Consider the following 16,211-nt stretch of genomic DNA (forward strand, 5'->3'; position numbering starts at 1 on the left):
GGCAGAAGAAGAGACAAAAGCTCTGCTGTCAAGCGGATGGGGAAACCCCACCCGCCTGCGCGGTGGGGTAGTTCATAGAGTTCTCCAAGGCAAAGGCAGGGTGGAGGAAAAACCGGTTCTGCCGGAGAAAAGGGCTACCCCCCAGGCAAATCCCAACTTTGCACAGCAAACACCTGCTAAACTGTTGAACTAAATACACAATCCAAAAAGCTGGCCAGTCTTCTGACTCAGCCGCTCCAGGTTGAGTGCTCGGTCGTCTTCAGGGGGGAGAAGATATCGTGGCAACAGGGGCCTATGCACTGGTGGATAGCCTGCATCGACAGGGGGTGCAGCACATTTTCGGCTATCCGGGAGGAGCGATCCTGCCCATCTACGACGAGCTGTACAAAGCCGAATCCCAAGGGCTACTCAAACATTTCCTAGTCCGCCACGAACAGGCCGCGGCCCATGCTGCCGACGGCTACGCCCGCGCCACCGGCAAGGTGGGCGTGTGCTTCGCCACCTCGGGGCCAGGGGCGACCAACCTGGTGACGGGCATCGCCAACGCCATGATGGACTCTGTGCCCATGGTGGTGATCACCGGCCAGGTGCCCCGCCATTTGATCGGTACCGACGGCTTTCAGGAGACCGACATCTTTGGCATCACTCTGCCCATCGTCAAGCACTCCTACGTGGTGCGGGATCCGCGTCAAATGTCTCGGATTGTGGCCGAGGCTTTTCACATTGCCGGCACCGGGCGGCCAGGGCCGGTGCTGATCGACATTCCCAAAGATGTGGGCCTGGAAGAGTTCGACTACCAGCCGGTTAGCGAAGTCAACATCCCCGGCTACCGGCCCACGGTGCGGGGCAACCCTCGCCAGATCCACGCAGCGGCCAAGCTGATTCTGCAGGCCAAGCGTCCCCTGCTCTACGTGGGCGGCGGGGCCATCATCTCCGGGGCCCACGCCGAAATTGCCGAGCTGGCCCACACCTATCAGATCCCGGTGACCACCACCCTCATGGGCAAGGGGGCCTTCGATGAGAACGATCCCCTCTCGGTGGGGATGCTGGGCATGCACGGCACTGCCTACGCCAACTTTGCCGTTACCGAGTGCGACCTGCTGATTGCAGTGGGGGCCCGCTTCGACGACCGCGTAACCGGCAAGCTAGACGAATTTGCCAAGCACGCCAAGGTGATCCACATCGACATTGACCCGGCAGAGGTGGGCAAAAACCGCGCTCCGGACGTGCCGATTGTGGGAGATGTGCGCACCGTTTTGGTGGAGCTGTTGGCGCAACTGAGCAAAATGCCCCACACCCCTGGCCAGACGCAGGCTTGGCTGGAGCGGATCGAGCGCTGGAAGCGGGACTACCCCCTGCAGGTGCCCCGCTATGAGGGTGTGATCGCCCCGCAGCAGGTGATCGATGCGTTTCGTCGCCATGCTCCCCACGCCTACTACACCACCGATGTCGGTCAGCACCAAATGTGGGCGGCGCAGTTTCTGCGCAACGGGCCGCGCCAGTGGATCTCCAGCTCTGGCCTGGGCACCATGGGCTACGGCTTCCCGGCAGCCATGGGGGTCAAAGTGGCCTTGCCTCATGCCGAGGTGATCTGCATCAGCGGCGATGCTAGCTTTCAGATGAACATGCAGGAGCTGGGCACGGTGGCCCAGTACGGCATTGCCACCAAGGTGGCCATCATCAACAATGGCTGGCAGGGCATGGTGCGCCAGTGGCAGCAGGCCTTCCACGGCGAGCGCTATTCCCACTCCGATATGGCTGCGGGCATGCCGGATTTTGTCAAGCTGGCCGAAGCCTTTGGCGTCAAGGGCATGCGCGTCGATCACCCCGATCAAGTGGACGATGCCATCCAAGAGATGCTGCGCCACGAGGGGCCGGTGCTGGCCGATTTTGTGGTCAAGCGGGATGAGAACTGCTACCCGATGGTGCCTGCCGGCAAAGCCAACTACCAGATGATTGGGCTGCCGGAAAAGCGGCAACTGGAACAGGCTGCCGAGCTTATTTACTGCCCCAACTGCGGCGCCAAAAACCCTAGCTTGCACAAGTTCTGCGCCGAGTGCGGCACCAAGCTCTAGAACCGGCAGGGCTGGCCATCAAGGCAGGGAAGTTGGGATCCCAAGTTCTCTGAGAAGATTTGCAATAAGGCCCGCCCTCGGCAGCGGAAAGCCCGCAGAGATACTGCAGCCGTTTCAAACCAGATTGAAGAAAACACTTCCTGGGCGCACTGCTGCCGCGACTGCCCCCAGACCATCGTCCAAGAAGATCTAAGAAGAGAGGCGAGTGCGGCCCAGGTAGTCCGAAATTCTTTTTCCCCACGCTGCGACTGGAGATTGCCAACAGGTTCTGGCCTTGCCCAATGGTTAGAGGGGCCGGTAGACTCGGTAGTTGATATTGGGGAAGATGTTGTCCATATACTCCACCTTGGCCAGCCACTGCTCGTCTTCGGGGGTGGCTTTTTCTCGCCGAAACTGGCCGGCTTGGATCTTCTCGTAGAGGTGATTGAAGCGCAGCAGGTGGGACTTGGTGCGGCGTACGGCATAGGGAACCATCGTCCCCGTGCGCATGATGAAGGCCCAGTCGGAAGATTGGGCCAATAGCACTTCCCGCGCCGCCTGGTTCAGGGCTCGCCACTCCAGGTCATCGGCGGGCTCACGGCGGCTCAGCTCGATCATCCGCTCGGTGGCCTTGTGCAAGTGGGGATAGATCCAGGCGTTGGTGGGGTTGAGCCAGTACTCGTGGAAGCCGCGCGCCCCCCAACTGGATTGGGCCGGTTTGCACACCTGTTGGGTGGGGTTCTCCCGCAAGTACTCCGCCAGGTGGGTCATGCGATAGGTGGTTTGGTCGAAGTAGCTCTTGCGAATGAGAAAATCCAAAAACCAGGGGCCCTCGTACCACCAATGGCCGAACAGCTCAGCATCGTAGGGAGCCACCACCAGCGGCGGGCGCCCCATGACGCTGTGCAGATATTCGATCTGTCGCTGGCGGTTGAACATGAAGTTGCCCGCATGTTCTGCCGCCTTCTCCCTGGCCCAGTAGGGATCGTAAAGTTGCTTTTGCCCCAGATCTAGGTTGCGCCCCGTGATGCGATGGTACTTGATGCCGGTGTTTTTCCGCTGGCCGTTGGGCATGATGTAGGGCTTGATGTATTCGTAGTCGGCCTCATACCCTAGGTCTTTGTAGAACTCGCGATAGACGGGATCCCCGGGGTAGCCCACCTCCGCCGACCACACCTGTTGGGAAGACTCGTGATCCCGACCGAAGACGGCAACACCGGTCTCGGTAAAGATGGGGGCGTACATGCCGTAACGGGGCCGTGGCTTGGCATAGAGCAGGCCGTGGGCGTCGGTGATCATGTAGCGCAGGCCAGCATCGGCAATCATCCGCTCCAGCCCTTGGTAGTAGGCGCATTCCGGCAGCCAGATCCCCCGCGGCCATTGGCCAAAGTGTTCGTTGTAGTGCTCGCAGGCCACGATAAGTTGGGCCCAGACCGCCTGTGGGTACATCTGCATCAGGGGCAGGTAGCCGTGGGTGGCGGCGCAGGTGATGATCTCCAAGTTGCCGCTGTCCTGAAACTGTTTGAAGGCCCGCACCAGGTCTCGGTCGTAGCGCTCCCAGAGATCGCGGACCATGGCAAATTGCTTGATGTAGTGCTCGGCTAGGTAGCGAATGTGGCCGTTGGTGGCGTTCTTGTCGTACTCCAGTTGGGCCAGCTCTTCCAACTTGGTTAGATAGTGGTCGTAGCGCTCCTGCAGCAAGGGATCCCGCAGCATCGACACCAGCGGCGGCGTCAGAGACATAGTGAAGCGAAAGTCGATGCCATCTCGCCGCAGCCCCTCGAACATGTGCAGCAGCGGGACATAGGTCTCGGTGATGGCTTCGTAGAGCCACTCTTCTTCCAGCACAAAGTCCTGCTCGGGGTGGCGCACAAAGGGCAGGTGTGCGTGGAGTACCAAGGCAAGATAGCCTATCATGGCGGCTAGGGATCCTCAGGTGGGAGAAGATAAGGGAGCAAGCCTTCCTTCCCCAGCAATCAATCTGTAGGGAAGGTTAAGAGCAGCATTGCTACCTATCGTCCAGCATTTCTCCCTCGCGGTCAAGGGCTGGGATCGCTGGGGATCGCTGGTGGCCGCCGGGCGGCGGGGGGATGTTGGTCAGGACCAGCGGTGGCGAATTTGGTCGTAGATCTCCAGGTATTCTTTGCCGGGGTAGTTCCAGGAGTAGTCGTAGCTCATGCCTTGGGTTTGCAGTTGGCGAAACTGGTCGGGGGCGGTGTACCACAGGTCAATGGCCCGATCCAACGCCGACTCTAGGGCTGCGTGATCCGTGTGGTAGAACACGTAGCCATTGCGTTGCTCAGGCAATTTGCAACTGTCGTAGTCGCGGTCAAAAACGGTATCCACCAGGCCGCCCACGCCCCTCACCACCGGAACTGTGCCGTACTTGAGGCCGATCATCTGGGTGAGGCCGCAGGGCTCGTAGTGGCTGGGCACCACCAGGATGTCTGCCCCTGCATAGATGAGGTGGGAAAGTTCTTCGTTGAAACCCAGCTCGATGTGAACGTCGGGGTTGTCGTTGAGGTAGCGTTTCTCATGGGCAAACCAGGCGCCGATCCCCGGCTCCGTGGCGGATCCCAGGAGAACAAACTGGGCATTTTTGAACAGGGAGCGGTAGATGGCATGGTGCACCAGATGCACGCCTTTCTGTTCATCGAGGCGTCCGATATAGGCCACAATCGGCTTTTCGACATCTTGCAACAGCAGCCGTTCCCGCAGGGCTCTTTTGTTTTTGGCCTTGTTTTCCAAAGTTTGCGCTGTGTAGCGAAAAGGAATAAAGCGGTCGATCTCAGGGTTCCAAATATCGTAATCGATGCCGTTCAGGACGCCGCGAAACTTGTGCTGGTGTAAATAAAGCGTGTGACCCAGCCCATAGCCGTAATCGCCAAATCGCACTTCCAGGGCGTGGTTGGGAGAAACCGTGGTGACAAAGTTGGAAAAGACGATCCCGCCCTTCATAAAGTTGAGGGCAAAGGGGTTAAAGTTATCTCGCAGACGATCGTAGTGGAAGTAATAGGGCTCCCGATTGAGGCCAGTGGCCCAAAGAATTTCCGGGCCGCCAAAGCCCTGGTGCTTGAAGTTGTGGATGGTGTAGCATACCCGCTGGTTTTCCATGCCGTGGTACTTGTAGATCTCAAAGAGCAGTACCGGCACCAGTCCTGTCTGCCAGTCGTGACAGTGGATGATGTCGGGGCGCTTGTTGCTTTTGAGGAGAAACTCCAAAGCTGCCTTGCTGAAAAAAGCAAAGCGCATGTTGTCGTCTGGGCAACCATAGTAGCAGCCGCGATTGAAGAAGTTGTCGCCGGAGTGGGGCTCAATAAAAAAGCAAAGGCGGCCATGTACCCAGCCGCAGTACACCGAGCAGTGGATGCCTCCCCCATACCAGGGCACCCAGAGGTCGCGGTAGGCGTCGTGCAGGCCCCAGATCTGGTCGTAGCGCATGGTGTCGTACTTGGGCAAAACCAGCTCGACGCAGTGCCCCCGCACTTCTAGCTCCCGGCTGAGGCCGTACACCACATCCCCTAGCCCACCTGCCTTAATGACGGGGGCACATTCCGACGCAATCTGCACGATGTACATTTCGAGATCTCCCGTAGCACCGCCTTACTTTTCTTCACAAAAGATAATCTCTTTTGGCTTCGCTAGCCCATCCCCCGCCTCAGCGAAAAGGGATCCCCGAATAGGGATCCCTTCTGGCAGAACAGGCGCGATTTGGCTGGGCTATCTAGGAGCTTGGATCCCTCAATACCACTGCTGGGCGTAGAGGCGCTGCACCAGATAGAAAACAAACAGGTTCACGTCGACGCGGCGCTCGTCGATCATAAAAGACTCGAGGGTGCTGGCCGGGGATCCTTCAACAGCACAGCGGAAGAACTTGGGCCCGTTGAGGGATCCCTCAGCAAAGAGGACGCTAAACTGCTTCTTGCCGCCGGCAAATGAGCCGACCAGCGTCTTGCCCTCCAGCCGCAGTTGCAGATCGTTGACGCCGCGTTTCTCAAAAGCGGCGATGGTTGCTGGGATCACGTCTTCTGCAATCAGTTGCTCAAAAGGCTTCTCTTCCTTGGCTGGTTTTTTCGCCGCGGCTTTGGCGGAGCCAGTCGCCCCAGTAGCAGGATTAGCGACCTCGACAGGGGCCGACTTTTCGCCAGTGGTCTCTTGAGGGGTGGGTTCTCCAGACATGGATCGGTGCTCCGACAACAAGTAAGTTGGGCTACAGACTCAAATGGGCTAGATCTGTCCAGAATGGCGAAGAGGGCTAGCCTTTGGGGATGTACTGGCCGACGATCCCTTCGGCAGGGATCTGGGGGAAGCCCATGCTGTAGTTGGGAGTACGCCCCTGCAGGTTGTAGGCAATCTCCCCCTGCTTGAGGAGAGAGCGAATGAAGTGTTCCAGGTCAGACCCGATACGCCGTAGGTTGTACTCGGTCAGATCCCGGCCTCTGTACTCTTCTACCAATTCCTCGAAACGGGCATAGACCTTCTGCAGGGCGGCATCGTTCCAGACCAGCTCGTTATCCGGATCCACATCAAGAGTAAGCAGATCGTCGCGGGGCACAAAGTGGTTATCAGCAGTTACCTCGCCAGCAAAGATGTGAACGTGGCGAGTGGTACATTTCAGCATGGCAGTCGTTCTCGTCAATATCCTACCCTCCTCAAGGTATCATTCCCGGCGCCGAGGTGGGATCCCTTGTTGTCCAGATCCCAGAAAGTTGCCTAGGCCAATCTCCCCACCCAACAATTTTGGGGAGAAGCGGGATCCCTTTAGCTTAATCGGCGGGAAGCCCCGCACTGTAGACCGGACTGCCTTTCCCAGAGCAACCTAAGTTTGTTCATGAGATAACCCATGGTTGTTCTGGGCAGACTGGATCAAATCGGCGATATTCTGCTTCATCTTACTGCAAATCACATCAAGGGGCAGGTCGTTTGGATCCCGGCCGAAGGGGTTCTCAATTTCAATGCCGATCTCCTCGACGCCAAACAGCATAAAGGCCAACAGCCCGACAATGGGGCCGGTCATCCAACCCAAGCCCTCCACCATCTGAAACGGCAAAGACAAACAATAAAGCAGCAATAACTGCTTCAGATGGAGGGCATAGGCAATGGGCATTGGGGTCATGAGAATGCGCTCGCAGGCACCCAAGGCATCTACCATGTTATTGAGCCGCTCCACCATGATCGTAAGCTGGTAGACCTCAACACGGCCCTTGTGGTATTGGCGTTGCAGGTAATCTCCGATCCAAAAAGCAATTTGCAACGGGGGATGGTTGAGGCTTTTGAGGCGTTGCAACTGCTCCGGGCTGAGGAGGGACTGAAGCTCATCCGGCAAAAATTCTTGGCGCAGATGTTGCTTCATAGCGATGGCAAAAGCAGGCAGCAGATAGAGGATTTTGATTTTTTCTTCCCGATCGCCGGGCTGCTTCTCTTCAACGACCACCCAAATCAGACGGGCTAAGTTGCGCACATTGTTCACCACGGCTCCCCAGGCTTTTCGCCCCTCCCAAAAGCGTTCGTAGGCCGTGTTTGTCCGAAATACCAGCATCAGCCCCAAAACAATGTTGGGCACAAACGCCACCAACGAGGAAAGCGCTATGGGCAACCCCAGTTTGTAGAGAACGGAAACCAGCACTCCCAGGAGACCACAGATGAGGGTGCGAGGCAGCACTGCCGGCACGACCGATCCGTGTAACTGCAAGGCTAAGCGAAACCAACGCAGCCCATTCCCCGATAGATATTGGCGAATCATGGTGTGGCGTCGGCAAGCTTGCCCCCTGATCCTACTACCGTTATGGCAACCGTTGTTGACGCGCCAAAGGGATCTCCCCCCTTTGCAAAAGACATCGCGATCACGAGTCCCTTGGCGGTTCTGAGCAAGCAAAAAGATCTCTCCATTGACCCGACGGGGTAACTTCCAGGGTCTTAGGAGTCATTTCAAGCTAGTTTAAGAGGTGCTCTTTGCTCTCCTCAGGTTGAGAGGCAGGGATCCAGAAGTTGCTCTGCAGCAGAGGCGCGCTGGTGGGGGATTCGCTCCCGCCTGCCGGTTCGAGGGTGATCCAAAGGCGGGTCGGCTGTTGGGAACGGGTGGGCTGGCTGAGCCATTGCAGGGATCCCTCGGCGTTGACGGTGAAGGTGCCGGCGCTTTCCAGCCGTCGTCCCCCTCCTTGCAGATCCGACTCCAGCCACAATTGATAGGTGCTGCCTGGGGGGGCAGGGGCCATATCTGAGGCCAAGAGCAGCACCTGCTTGGCACGGGGCGACCAGAGAGCTTGTACCAACAGGGGGTTGCGGAAGCTAGGGTCGCGTAGAAGGGTTCGCCGTACCTGCGGTTGTCGTTGCCACTCCTGATAGAGCCGTTGCATGGCTACCGGCTCCCCCTGCCAGCGCAGCCGCCAGTAGGCCGCTGTTATGGCCACCGCGTAGATCCCCAACGCTGCTAAGCCGACCCAGAGGAGGCGCCGCGGCCACAAAGGAGGTGCGACCCGGATGGAGGCAGGGGCGGGCAACCAGCTCCAGCGCCGCAAGCGTTCTTGGGCTTGAAAGGCCGTCAACTCGTAAAGCCACAGGGCCACCGAGCGATCCCGCTGCAGGTCAAAGGCCTCTGCATGTTTCCAGCAGAACGCAAACACCTGGCGCACCACCTCTTCGGCTTGGTGAGGCTGCTTGAGAGTGGACAGCGCGATCTCCAGCAGGCGCTTTTGGTAGCGATCCTTAAGTAAAAAGTGGCTGCGGCGATCCCGCAGTTGGATCTGGCGCATCAGCTCGAAATCGGTCGGCTCGACCATAGCTCTCCATCGGCTGCGCCTGTCCAGCCCGGCTTTGGGTCAAGCGGTAGCACCAGGCTGGTAGCTTTTTCAGAAATATACACCAGCCCTGGATCCGGCCCACTGGCAAGCCGACTTCCATTTTGTTGCGGCTGGTGCGGATCCCGCAGGGGTTGGCCGGGATCCCGGCCATGCGACTTGTTTTCTCAGCCAGCCAAGGGCTCGTCTCCTACAAAACTTAAGGAGCCGACCCAAGCCGCCCTTTTTTTAGTTCTGAGGCTCTCAGGCGGCGTCCTTCTCGACCACCTTCTCCGCTTCTGCCTTCAGGGACTCCGTCCCGCTCACGCGCTCGGCGGCGGCAACAGGTTCGTCATCGCTGCTGGGGTTGTTCATCTCTTGTTTAAAGCTGCGCAATGCTTTGCCAAAGGCGCTGCCCAACTCTGGCAGCTTCTTGGGGCCGAACACGACCACCGCGATTACCCCAATCACGGCCAGCTCTGGCAGACCCATGCCAAAGATGCTCACAGCCAGGATAGGTTCGCTCGACAGCAGGATAGCCATAAGTCCCCAAAACCCCAACAACAAAACAAGCCAACCAATCTCGCTGGCAAGGAGGAGAATTACCCCCTCCCAACTCTAGCAGGTTTTCCCAGGGGCAGAAAGGTTTGGCTGCTACCGCCATGGCTCCGGCAATCCCTGCGCTACCAAAAGTGGCAGCCGAGCACCGCTAGACTGAGATTGTTGCTTTATTGAAGCTTGCCGATGGGCTTTCTCCTGTCTGCCGAACAAGTGCTTCAGTTCGTCACCAACCAGTGGCGGGATCCCTATGCTGTTTTGGGGCCGCAGCAGATAGAGCAGGGGGAGGTGTCCTTCTGGCTGGTGCGCGCCCTGGTGCCCAATGCCAAACAGGTTTGGCTGGTGGAACGCGCCACTGGGCAGGCCCACCCGATGCAGCCGCTGCATCCAGAAACGTTGTTTGAGCTGCGCTTTGCGCCTGGCACGCCGGTTCCAGACTACTTTCTGCGGGCGCAGCGGGTTTGGGATCCAGAGGGCCAGCACTTGGAAGAGTGGGAGGATCCCTATCGCTTTCCCCTGGAGAAGGTCAACCACATCGGTGAGCTGGATCGCTACCTCTTCAACGAGGGCAACCACCACCGCATTTACGAGAAGCTGGGCGCCCATCCCATCAGCGTAGATGGGGTTCAGGGAGTCCACTTTGCCGTCTGGGCTCCCAACGCCCGCAATGTCAGTGTCATTGGCGACTTCAACCACTGGGATGGCCGCCAACACCAAATGAAGCGGCTGGGCGAAAGTGGCATCTGGGCGGTGTTCATCCCCGGCATTGGGCCAGGAGCCGTCTACAAGTACGAGGTGAAAACTGCCTGGGGGGATATCTACGAAAAGTCAGATCCCTATGGCTTTCAGCAGGAGGTGCGACCCAAAACCGGCTCGATTGTAGCCGAGCTCCACACCTATACCTGGCACGACCAGGAGTGGCTGGAAAAGCGGGCTGCCACCGACCCCCTGCGCTCGCCCATCTCGGTGTACGAGGTGCATCTGGGATCCTGGATGCACGCCTCAACGGAAGACCCCCCCGCCGATGGGCACCTGGTGCCGCTGGATCAAAAGCCCAACACCCGCTTTCTCACCTACCGGGAGCTGGCGGACAAGTTGATCCCCTATGTCAAGGAGCTGGGCTTTACCCACATCGAGCTCTTACCCGTGGCAGAGCACCCCTTCGACGGCTCCTGGGGCTACCAGGTTATTGGCTACTACGCGGTAACCTCCCGCTACGGATTGCCCCAAGACTTCATGTACTTTGTCGATCGCGCCCACCAGGAAGGGATCGGCGTCATTGTCGATTGGGTGCCGGGGCATTTTCCCAAAGATGGGCATGGGCTGGCCTTTTTTGACGGTACCCACCTCTACGAGCATGCCGATCCCCGCAAGGGCGAGCACAAGGGCTGGGGCACTTTGGTTTTCAACTACGGCCGCAACGAGGTGCGCAACTATCTAATAGCCAATGCCCTCTTTTGGTTTGACAAATACCACATCGACGGCATTCGGGTGGATGCGGTGGCCTCAATGCTCTATCTGGATTACGACCGCAAAGACTGGATCCCCAACTCCTACGGTGGGCGAGAGCATTTGGAGGCGATTGACTTCCTTCGCCAGCTCAACACCCTTATCTTCAAGTACTACCCTGGCGTTCTTTCCATTGCCGAGGAATCCACTGCCTGGCCAATGGTAACCTGGCCAACCCATGTGGGTGGTCTGGGCTTTAACCTCAAGTGGAACATGGGCTGGATGCACGACATGCTGGACTATTTCCGCATGGATCCCTGGTTTCGCCAGTTCCATCACAACCTAGTGACTTTCAGCCTCATGTATGCCTTTAGCGAAAATTACATGCTGGCTTTTTCCCACGATGAGGTGGTGCACGGCAAAAGCCACATGTTGGGCAAAATGCCAGGGGATATGTGGCACAAGTTTGCCAGTTTGCGGGCCCTCTACGGCTACATGTTCACCCACCCCGGCAAGAAAACTTTGTTTATGAGCATGGAGTTTGGCCAGTGGAACGAGTGGAATGTTTGGGCAGATCTAGACTGGAAGCTGCTGCAGTATGAGCCCCACGCCAAGCTGCGCCACTACGTAGCCACCCTCAACCATCTCTTGCGCTCGCAGCCAGCTCTCTACACTCAAGACACCAAGCCAGAAGGGTTCCGCTGGATTGACTGCAGCGACCATCGGGGCATTATCTCCTTTATCCGCTATGGGGAGGATCCCAAGGAGTGGCTAGTGGTAGTCTGTAACTTTACACCGGTGGTTTGGCCGAATTACCGCATTGGCGTGCCGCAGCGAGGGTTTTACCAGGAACTGCTCAACAGCGACGCGGTGGAGTTCTGGGGCAGCGGCGTTGGCAACCTAGGGGGTAAGTGGACAGATGACTGGCCCTACCACAACCTGCCCTACTCGCTTGAGCTCTGTTTGCCTCCTCTTTCGACCTTGGTGCTGAAGTGGCAGCCGCCCCAGCCGGCTGAGAGCTCGACCTAAAAAGGGTATGCTGGAAGTACCGTCCTTCCCCTTAGGGCCATGCGAGATCTCCTGCGCGACATCCTTCGGGATTACTCCGGCTTGGTGGAACTGCGCTACCACAGCAAAGTCTTTCGCAGCGTTACGGCGGAAAAGGGCCGCATTGAGCGGACGGCGGTTCGGCGGCGCTCAGGGGTGGGGGTGCGGGTGCTGGAGGCCGGCACCTGGGGCTTTGCTGCCACCGGGGATCTCTCCCCAGCCGCCATTCGCAAGGCCATTGCCGAAGCCCAGCAGGCGGCCCGTGCCAGCGCCGACTGCCGCAAGCAGAAGCTGAAGGCTTTGCCCAGCGTAGCCCTGGCCCAGGGAGAGTTCTGCGAGCCCGGCGTGGAGGAGGTGGTCAACAAGCCCCTAGAGGCCAAGATCCAGTTGGTTTTGGAAACGGAAGCCCAAGCCCGCAAGTCCTCTGCTCGCATTACCTCGGCCAGTTGCACCTACAACGAGATCTACGAGGAAAAAGCCATTGTTACTACAGATGGGGCGGATGTGGCCTTTCGTCTGGTGCGCCCTGAACTGCGGATCCAGGCGGTGGCCGAGGCGGATGGCCAACTGAGCAGCGGCGCCGAGTCCATTGGTGTTACCGGGGGGTGGGATTGCCTTTTTCGGACGGATCCCTTGCAGATGTCGGAGAAGGCGGCTGCCACCGCGGTCGATCTCCTCTCTGCAGGCTACGCCGAGGGAGGATGGGCCACAGTCATTTTGTCCCCTTCCATCGTGGGGCTGCTGGTGCACGAGGCCATTGGCCACACGGTCGAGGCGGATTTTGTCTTGGCGGGCTCGGTAGCAGCCGGCAAGCTGGGGCAGCAGGTAGCCAGCGAACTGGTTACCCTCAAGGACTCCGGCCGTTCGGAATTCATGCCAGGGGCAGGGGGAACGCTGCCGGTGGACGATGAGGGCGTTCCCACCCAAACCACCACCATCATCCAGAACGGCATCTTGGTGAGCTACCTGCACAACCGCGAAACGGCTGCCTACTTTGGCGTCGAGCCCACCGGCAACGCCCGCGCCTGGGAGTATGCCGACGAGCCGCTTATCCGCATGCGCAACACCTACCTTGAGCCGGGATCCCAAACCTTGGAGGAGATCCTTGCTAGCACACCTGACGGCTACTTCCTGGATGGGGCCAGGAATGGGCAAGCCGACTCCACGGGTGAGTTCATGTTTGGCGTGGAGCGGGCCTACCGCATTCGCAACGGCAAGCTAGCAGAGCTGCTGCGAGGGGTTACCATTACCGGCAATGCCTTTGAGGTGTTGCAGTCGGTGGATGCTGTGTCGCGGGATTTCCTGTGGGACTTGGGATCCGGCCACTGCGGCAAGGGTCAGCCGGCCAAGGTGGATGCTGGAGGGCCCTATATCCGCTGCCGCGCCATTGTGGGTGGCCGGCAGAGCGCTTAGCCTCCACCCCCTGCCGTTCTAGAGAGCAACTCTTAGAACCAGGCGGTCGGCTTCCCACTCGCGAAAGAGGCGGAGAACATGCTCGGCTCTCTCGGCGTGCTGCTCCAAAATCTCAGCGCCAGAGCGGGCCTGCTTGGCTAAGGGGAGCAGCAGCTCCACGACCTGGTAGCGGCTGGAGGCGATCATCTTGCCCGGGATCCGAGCAATGGGCCAGAAGATGTCCAACTTTTGGGTCACAATCTGGGCGGGATCCACCTTGCCCAGCAGATCCGAAAAGGGGATTTTGCGATCCCAGTAGCGCACCTGGCCGTGCTGGAGAAAGAGGGGGTTGAGCTGCCAACGGGAGCTGCGGAAAAACTCGGCTGTGAAGGGATCCCAGTTGGCCAGCTTCTTGCCCTGGTGGCAGCACCAGAAGAGATTTTGCGTGTGGTAGAGGGGCTCCAAGTACTCGATAACCCGCAGTTGGTCAATGCGGGAGAGGGCTTCGTAGCGGCGGTGGAACTCCGGGTGGGTGGCGGCAATTAAGGGCTTGGCATTCCAATAATCCAAGTAGGGGGCGACATCGATAAACTCCAGACCCGCCTGGGCCAAAAGGTCGGGGATCTCGCCAATGTCAAAAGGAATGTCGTTGGCGTGGAAGAAGTTGTCGACGATGTTTTCGTCTGCCGAGTAGTATTCCTCGTGGGCCTTGGCATGCCGGGCTAGCAGGGAATTGGGATGGGCTGCCTTTAACAATTGCCGCACAAATTCAATCTTTTCCGGCGTGGCCGGCGGAGTAATCCCCAGCAGCTCCAGGGCGCGGCGAATGCGGTAGACATGCCAACGGCCGGAACGGTTGTAGAGCATCAGCGCCATTACCCCCTCGGGAGCTAGGCGCGAGGCCAAGTTTCTCAAAGCCTTGACCGGATCGGCGGTGTGGTGGATCACCCCATAGGAGCTGATCATGTCGAAGCTCCCCTCCGGCCAAGTGGAGGGATCCATGAGATCCCCGTAGTGCACCGAGCAGTTGCGCAGGCCGTGGTACTTGATCCGTTTCTGGGCAATCTCTAGGGCCGGGCGGCTGAGATCGATCCCGACCACGGCGCCATAGCCGGGGTTGCTGGCGGCAATGCCGTGTACCTCCCAGCCGGTGCCGCAGCCAGCCACCAAAAATCTGGCCCCGGTCGGCTCTTGCAAAGTGCGGGTGCGGGCATATTGGGCGAGGATGTAGCTGCCTAGGCTGGAAAAGCCCTCAAAGGGCCGGTCGTAGGGGACGGGCGGGTAGGGAAACGCCTCGTACTGGGCCTGCACCGCCCGGGTAATCTCCGCTTCGCTGGCCAAAGCCACGTCCTCCCACCTCTTCCCCCCTATCCTATTAGACCAGCTTTGGCCGTCAAGTCGGCCCGTGTCGGTCGCCAGCAGGCCACGGCTAGGCTGCGGTTAAACTGTGGGCAGCTCGCCGGTAGGCTTCCTCCAGCGTCTCTGCCAGGGTGGGGTGAACATGCACCAGGCGGGCCAGCTCTTGCACCGTGGCGCGGCGGGCGATGGCCTGGGCCGCCTCGTGGATGAGATCCGCAGCATGCGGCCCAAAGATGTGGGATCCCAGCAGAAGACCCGTCTCCTTGTCAAAGACCAGCTTGACCATGCCCTCCGTCTCGCCAGAGGCAATGGCCTTGGAGTTGCCGCCAAAGTAGGTGCGCACTGTGCCCACGCTATAGCCCTCGGCTTTGGCCTGGGGCTCGGTTAGCCCCACAAAGCCCATCTCCGGGTGGGTAAACACCGCTGCTGGGATGCTCAGGTAATCCATGTAAGCAGGGCGGCCACAGATGTTTTCCACCGCCACCCGCCCCTGGGCTGCCGCCGCGTGGGCCAGCATCAGCTTGCCCGTCACATCGCCAATGGCCCAGAGGTGGGGCAATTCCGTGGCCATACGGCTATCTACGGGTACAAAGCCGCGCTTGTCTAACTCCACCCCCAGCTCCGCCAAGCCCAGCCCCTCTGAGACCGGGATCCGCCCAGCGGCCACCAGGCAGGCATCTACCTGCAGCGTTTCGCCGTTAGAGAGGTGGATCGTCACCGGCTGGCCAGGGATCACCTGCTTGGCCAGCACGCCCACATAGGTCTGGATTTGCCTGGGTTTGATCAGCACCCGCTGGGCCAGGCGGGCAATGTCGGGGTCAAAGGCCGGCATCAGGGTCTCCAGGGCCTCGATGAGAATGACCTGGGATCCCAGCGCCGTGTAGACGTCGGCAAACTCCTGGCCAATGTAGCCGCTGCCGATGATGGCCAGCCGCTCCGGGATCCACTCCAACCGCACCGCCTCGTTGCTGGTAAAGACCGTGCGGCCATCTACTTGGATCCCCGGCGGCACAAAGGGTTGGGAACCCGTGGCCAAGATAATGTCCCGCGCCGTGTAGGTTCGAGATCCCTTCTCTTCCTGGACTTCAACCATTTGGGATCCCGCCAGCCTGCCCCGTCCCCGCAGGAGTGTTACCCCCAGTTTCTCCAGGGAGCGGGTCATGTCGGCGCGGATCTTCTCTACCACCTGGGTGGCGTGATTGGCAATGGCCTCCCGGTTAGCCTGGACGGATCCCACTTGGATGCCCAGCCCAGCGCTGTGTTGCAGTTCCCGCAGGCGGCCGGAGGCGGCCAGCAGAGCCTTGGAGGGGATGCAGCCGCGGTTGATACAGGTGCCGCCCATTTCCGCACCTTCGACGATGGCGGTTTTGAGGCCGGATTCGACGGCATGGAGCGCTGCGCCGTGGCCGCCGACGCCGGCACCAATGATGATCAAGTCAAAATCGAAGCTCATGGCGAGACTTGGATAACCGGTGCCTCATTTTCTCATCTTGTTGGCCTTCCCAGGAACCTGGCTGAGAGCATCCAAACCATGAGGTAGCATAGGGTCGCCTGCCCAGTTGACAGGAGGCTGGCG

Annotated in this window: 12 protein-coding genes; 3 read left to right on the forward strand and 9 right to left on the reverse strand. The window is 59.4% G+C overall.

The window, feature by feature from the left end; translation table 11 throughout:
- The first annotated feature begins 278 nt into the window (after positions 1-278).
- Complete coding sequence (gene ilvB, locus NW863_RS00850) at positions 279-2,075, forward strand: biosynthetic-type acetolactate synthase large subunit (RefSeq protein WP_414363916.1); 1,797 nt, start codon at positions 279-281, stop codon at positions 2,073-2,075.
- Positions 2,076-2,360: 285 nt separating this feature from the next.
- Here the strand turns inward: ilvB and NW863_RS00855 are convergent, their stop codons facing one another.
- The 7 genes from NW863_RS00855 to tatA all read right to left on the reverse strand — a co-directional run bounded on the left by NW863_RS00855 (position 2,361) and on the right by tatA (position 9,373).
- Positions 2,361-3,971, reverse strand: a complete 1,611-nt coding sequence (locus tag NW863_RS00855) for a glycoside hydrolase family 57 protein (RefSeq protein ID WP_414363879.1) — start codon at positions 3,969-3,971, stop codon at positions 2,361-2,363.
- A 180-nt stretch (positions 3,972-4,151) separates the two neighbouring features.
- The gene (glgA, locus tag NW863_RS00860) at positions 4,152-5,633 is read right to left on the reverse strand and encodes a glycogen synthase GlgA (RefSeq protein ID WP_414363880.1); all 1,482 of its coding nucleotides are present in this window, start codon (positions 5,631-5,633) and stop codon (positions 4,152-4,154) included.
- 162 nt (positions 5,634-5,795) lie between these two features.
- A complete protein-coding gene (locus NW863_RS00865) occupies positions 5,796-6,233 on the reverse strand; it encodes a DUF2996 domain-containing protein (RefSeq protein ID WP_414363881.1) in 438 nt (145 codons plus the stop codon).
- Positions 6,234-6,309: 76 nt separating this feature from the next.
- Positions 6,310-6,675 (reverse strand): NAD(P)H-quinone oxidoreductase subunit M, encoded by a 366-nt coding sequence (locus NW863_RS00870; protein WP_414363917.1) that lies wholly within the window; start codon positions 6,673-6,675, stop codon positions 6,310-6,312.
- Between the two features lie 198 nt (positions 6,676-6,873).
- Complete coding sequence (locus NW863_RS00875; protein ID WP_414363882.1) at positions 6,874-7,797, reverse strand: bestrophin family protein; 924 nt, start codon at positions 7,795-7,797, stop codon at positions 6,874-6,876.
- A gap of 190 nt (positions 7,798-7,987) precedes the next feature.
- On the reverse strand, positions 7,988-8,833 hold the full coding sequence (locus NW863_RS00880; protein WP_414363883.1) for an anti-sigma factor domain-containing protein: 846 nt from the start codon (positions 8,831-8,833) through the stop codon (positions 7,988-7,990).
- 261 nt (positions 8,834-9,094) lie between these two features.
- The gene (tatA, locus tag NW863_RS00885; RefSeq protein WP_414363884.1) at positions 9,095-9,373 is read right to left on the reverse strand and encodes a twin-arginine translocase TatA/TatE family subunit; all 279 of its coding nucleotides are present in this window, start codon (positions 9,371-9,373) and stop codon (positions 9,095-9,097) included.
- A gap of 201 nt (positions 9,374-9,574) precedes the next feature.
- On the opposite strand from tatA, the gene glgB reads away from it, so the two are divergent.
- Both glgB and NW863_RS00895 read left to right on the forward strand, forming a co-directional pair.
- Complete coding sequence (gene glgB / locus NW863_RS00890) at positions 9,575-11,866, forward strand: 1,4-alpha-glucan branching protein GlgB (RefSeq protein ID WP_414363885.1); 2,292 nt, start codon at positions 9,575-9,577, stop codon at positions 11,864-11,866.
- Between the two features lie 39 nt (positions 11,867-11,905).
- Positions 11,906-13,297 carry a TldD/PmbA family protein gene (locus NW863_RS00895; RefSeq protein WP_414363887.1) on the forward strand — a complete coding sequence of 464 codons (1,392 nt, stop codon included), beginning with the start codon at positions 11,906-11,908 and terminating at the stop codon, positions 13,295-13,297.
- 18 nt (positions 13,298-13,315) lie between these two features.
- Here NW863_RS00895 and NW863_RS00900 read toward each other — a convergent pair whose 3' ends face one another.
- Positions 13,316-14,623 carry a class I SAM-dependent methyltransferase gene (locus NW863_RS00900; protein ID WP_414363888.1) on the reverse strand — a complete coding sequence of 436 codons (1,308 nt, stop codon included), beginning with the start codon at positions 14,621-14,623 and terminating at the stop codon, positions 13,316-13,318.
- Between the two features lie 82 nt (positions 14,624-14,705).
- Positions 14,706-16,088 carry a dihydrolipoyl dehydrogenase gene (gene lpdA / locus NW863_RS00905; RefSeq protein ID WP_414363889.1) on the reverse strand — a complete coding sequence of 461 codons (1,383 nt, stop codon included), beginning with the start codon at positions 16,086-16,088 and terminating at the stop codon, positions 14,706-14,708.
- Positions 16,089-16,211: the final 123 nt, after the last annotated feature.

It is taken from the genome of Synechococcus sp. B60.1 (assembly GCF_047462555.1).
Lineage (GTDB): Bacteria > Cyanobacteriota > Cyanobacteriia > Thermostichales > Thermostichaceae > Thermostichus.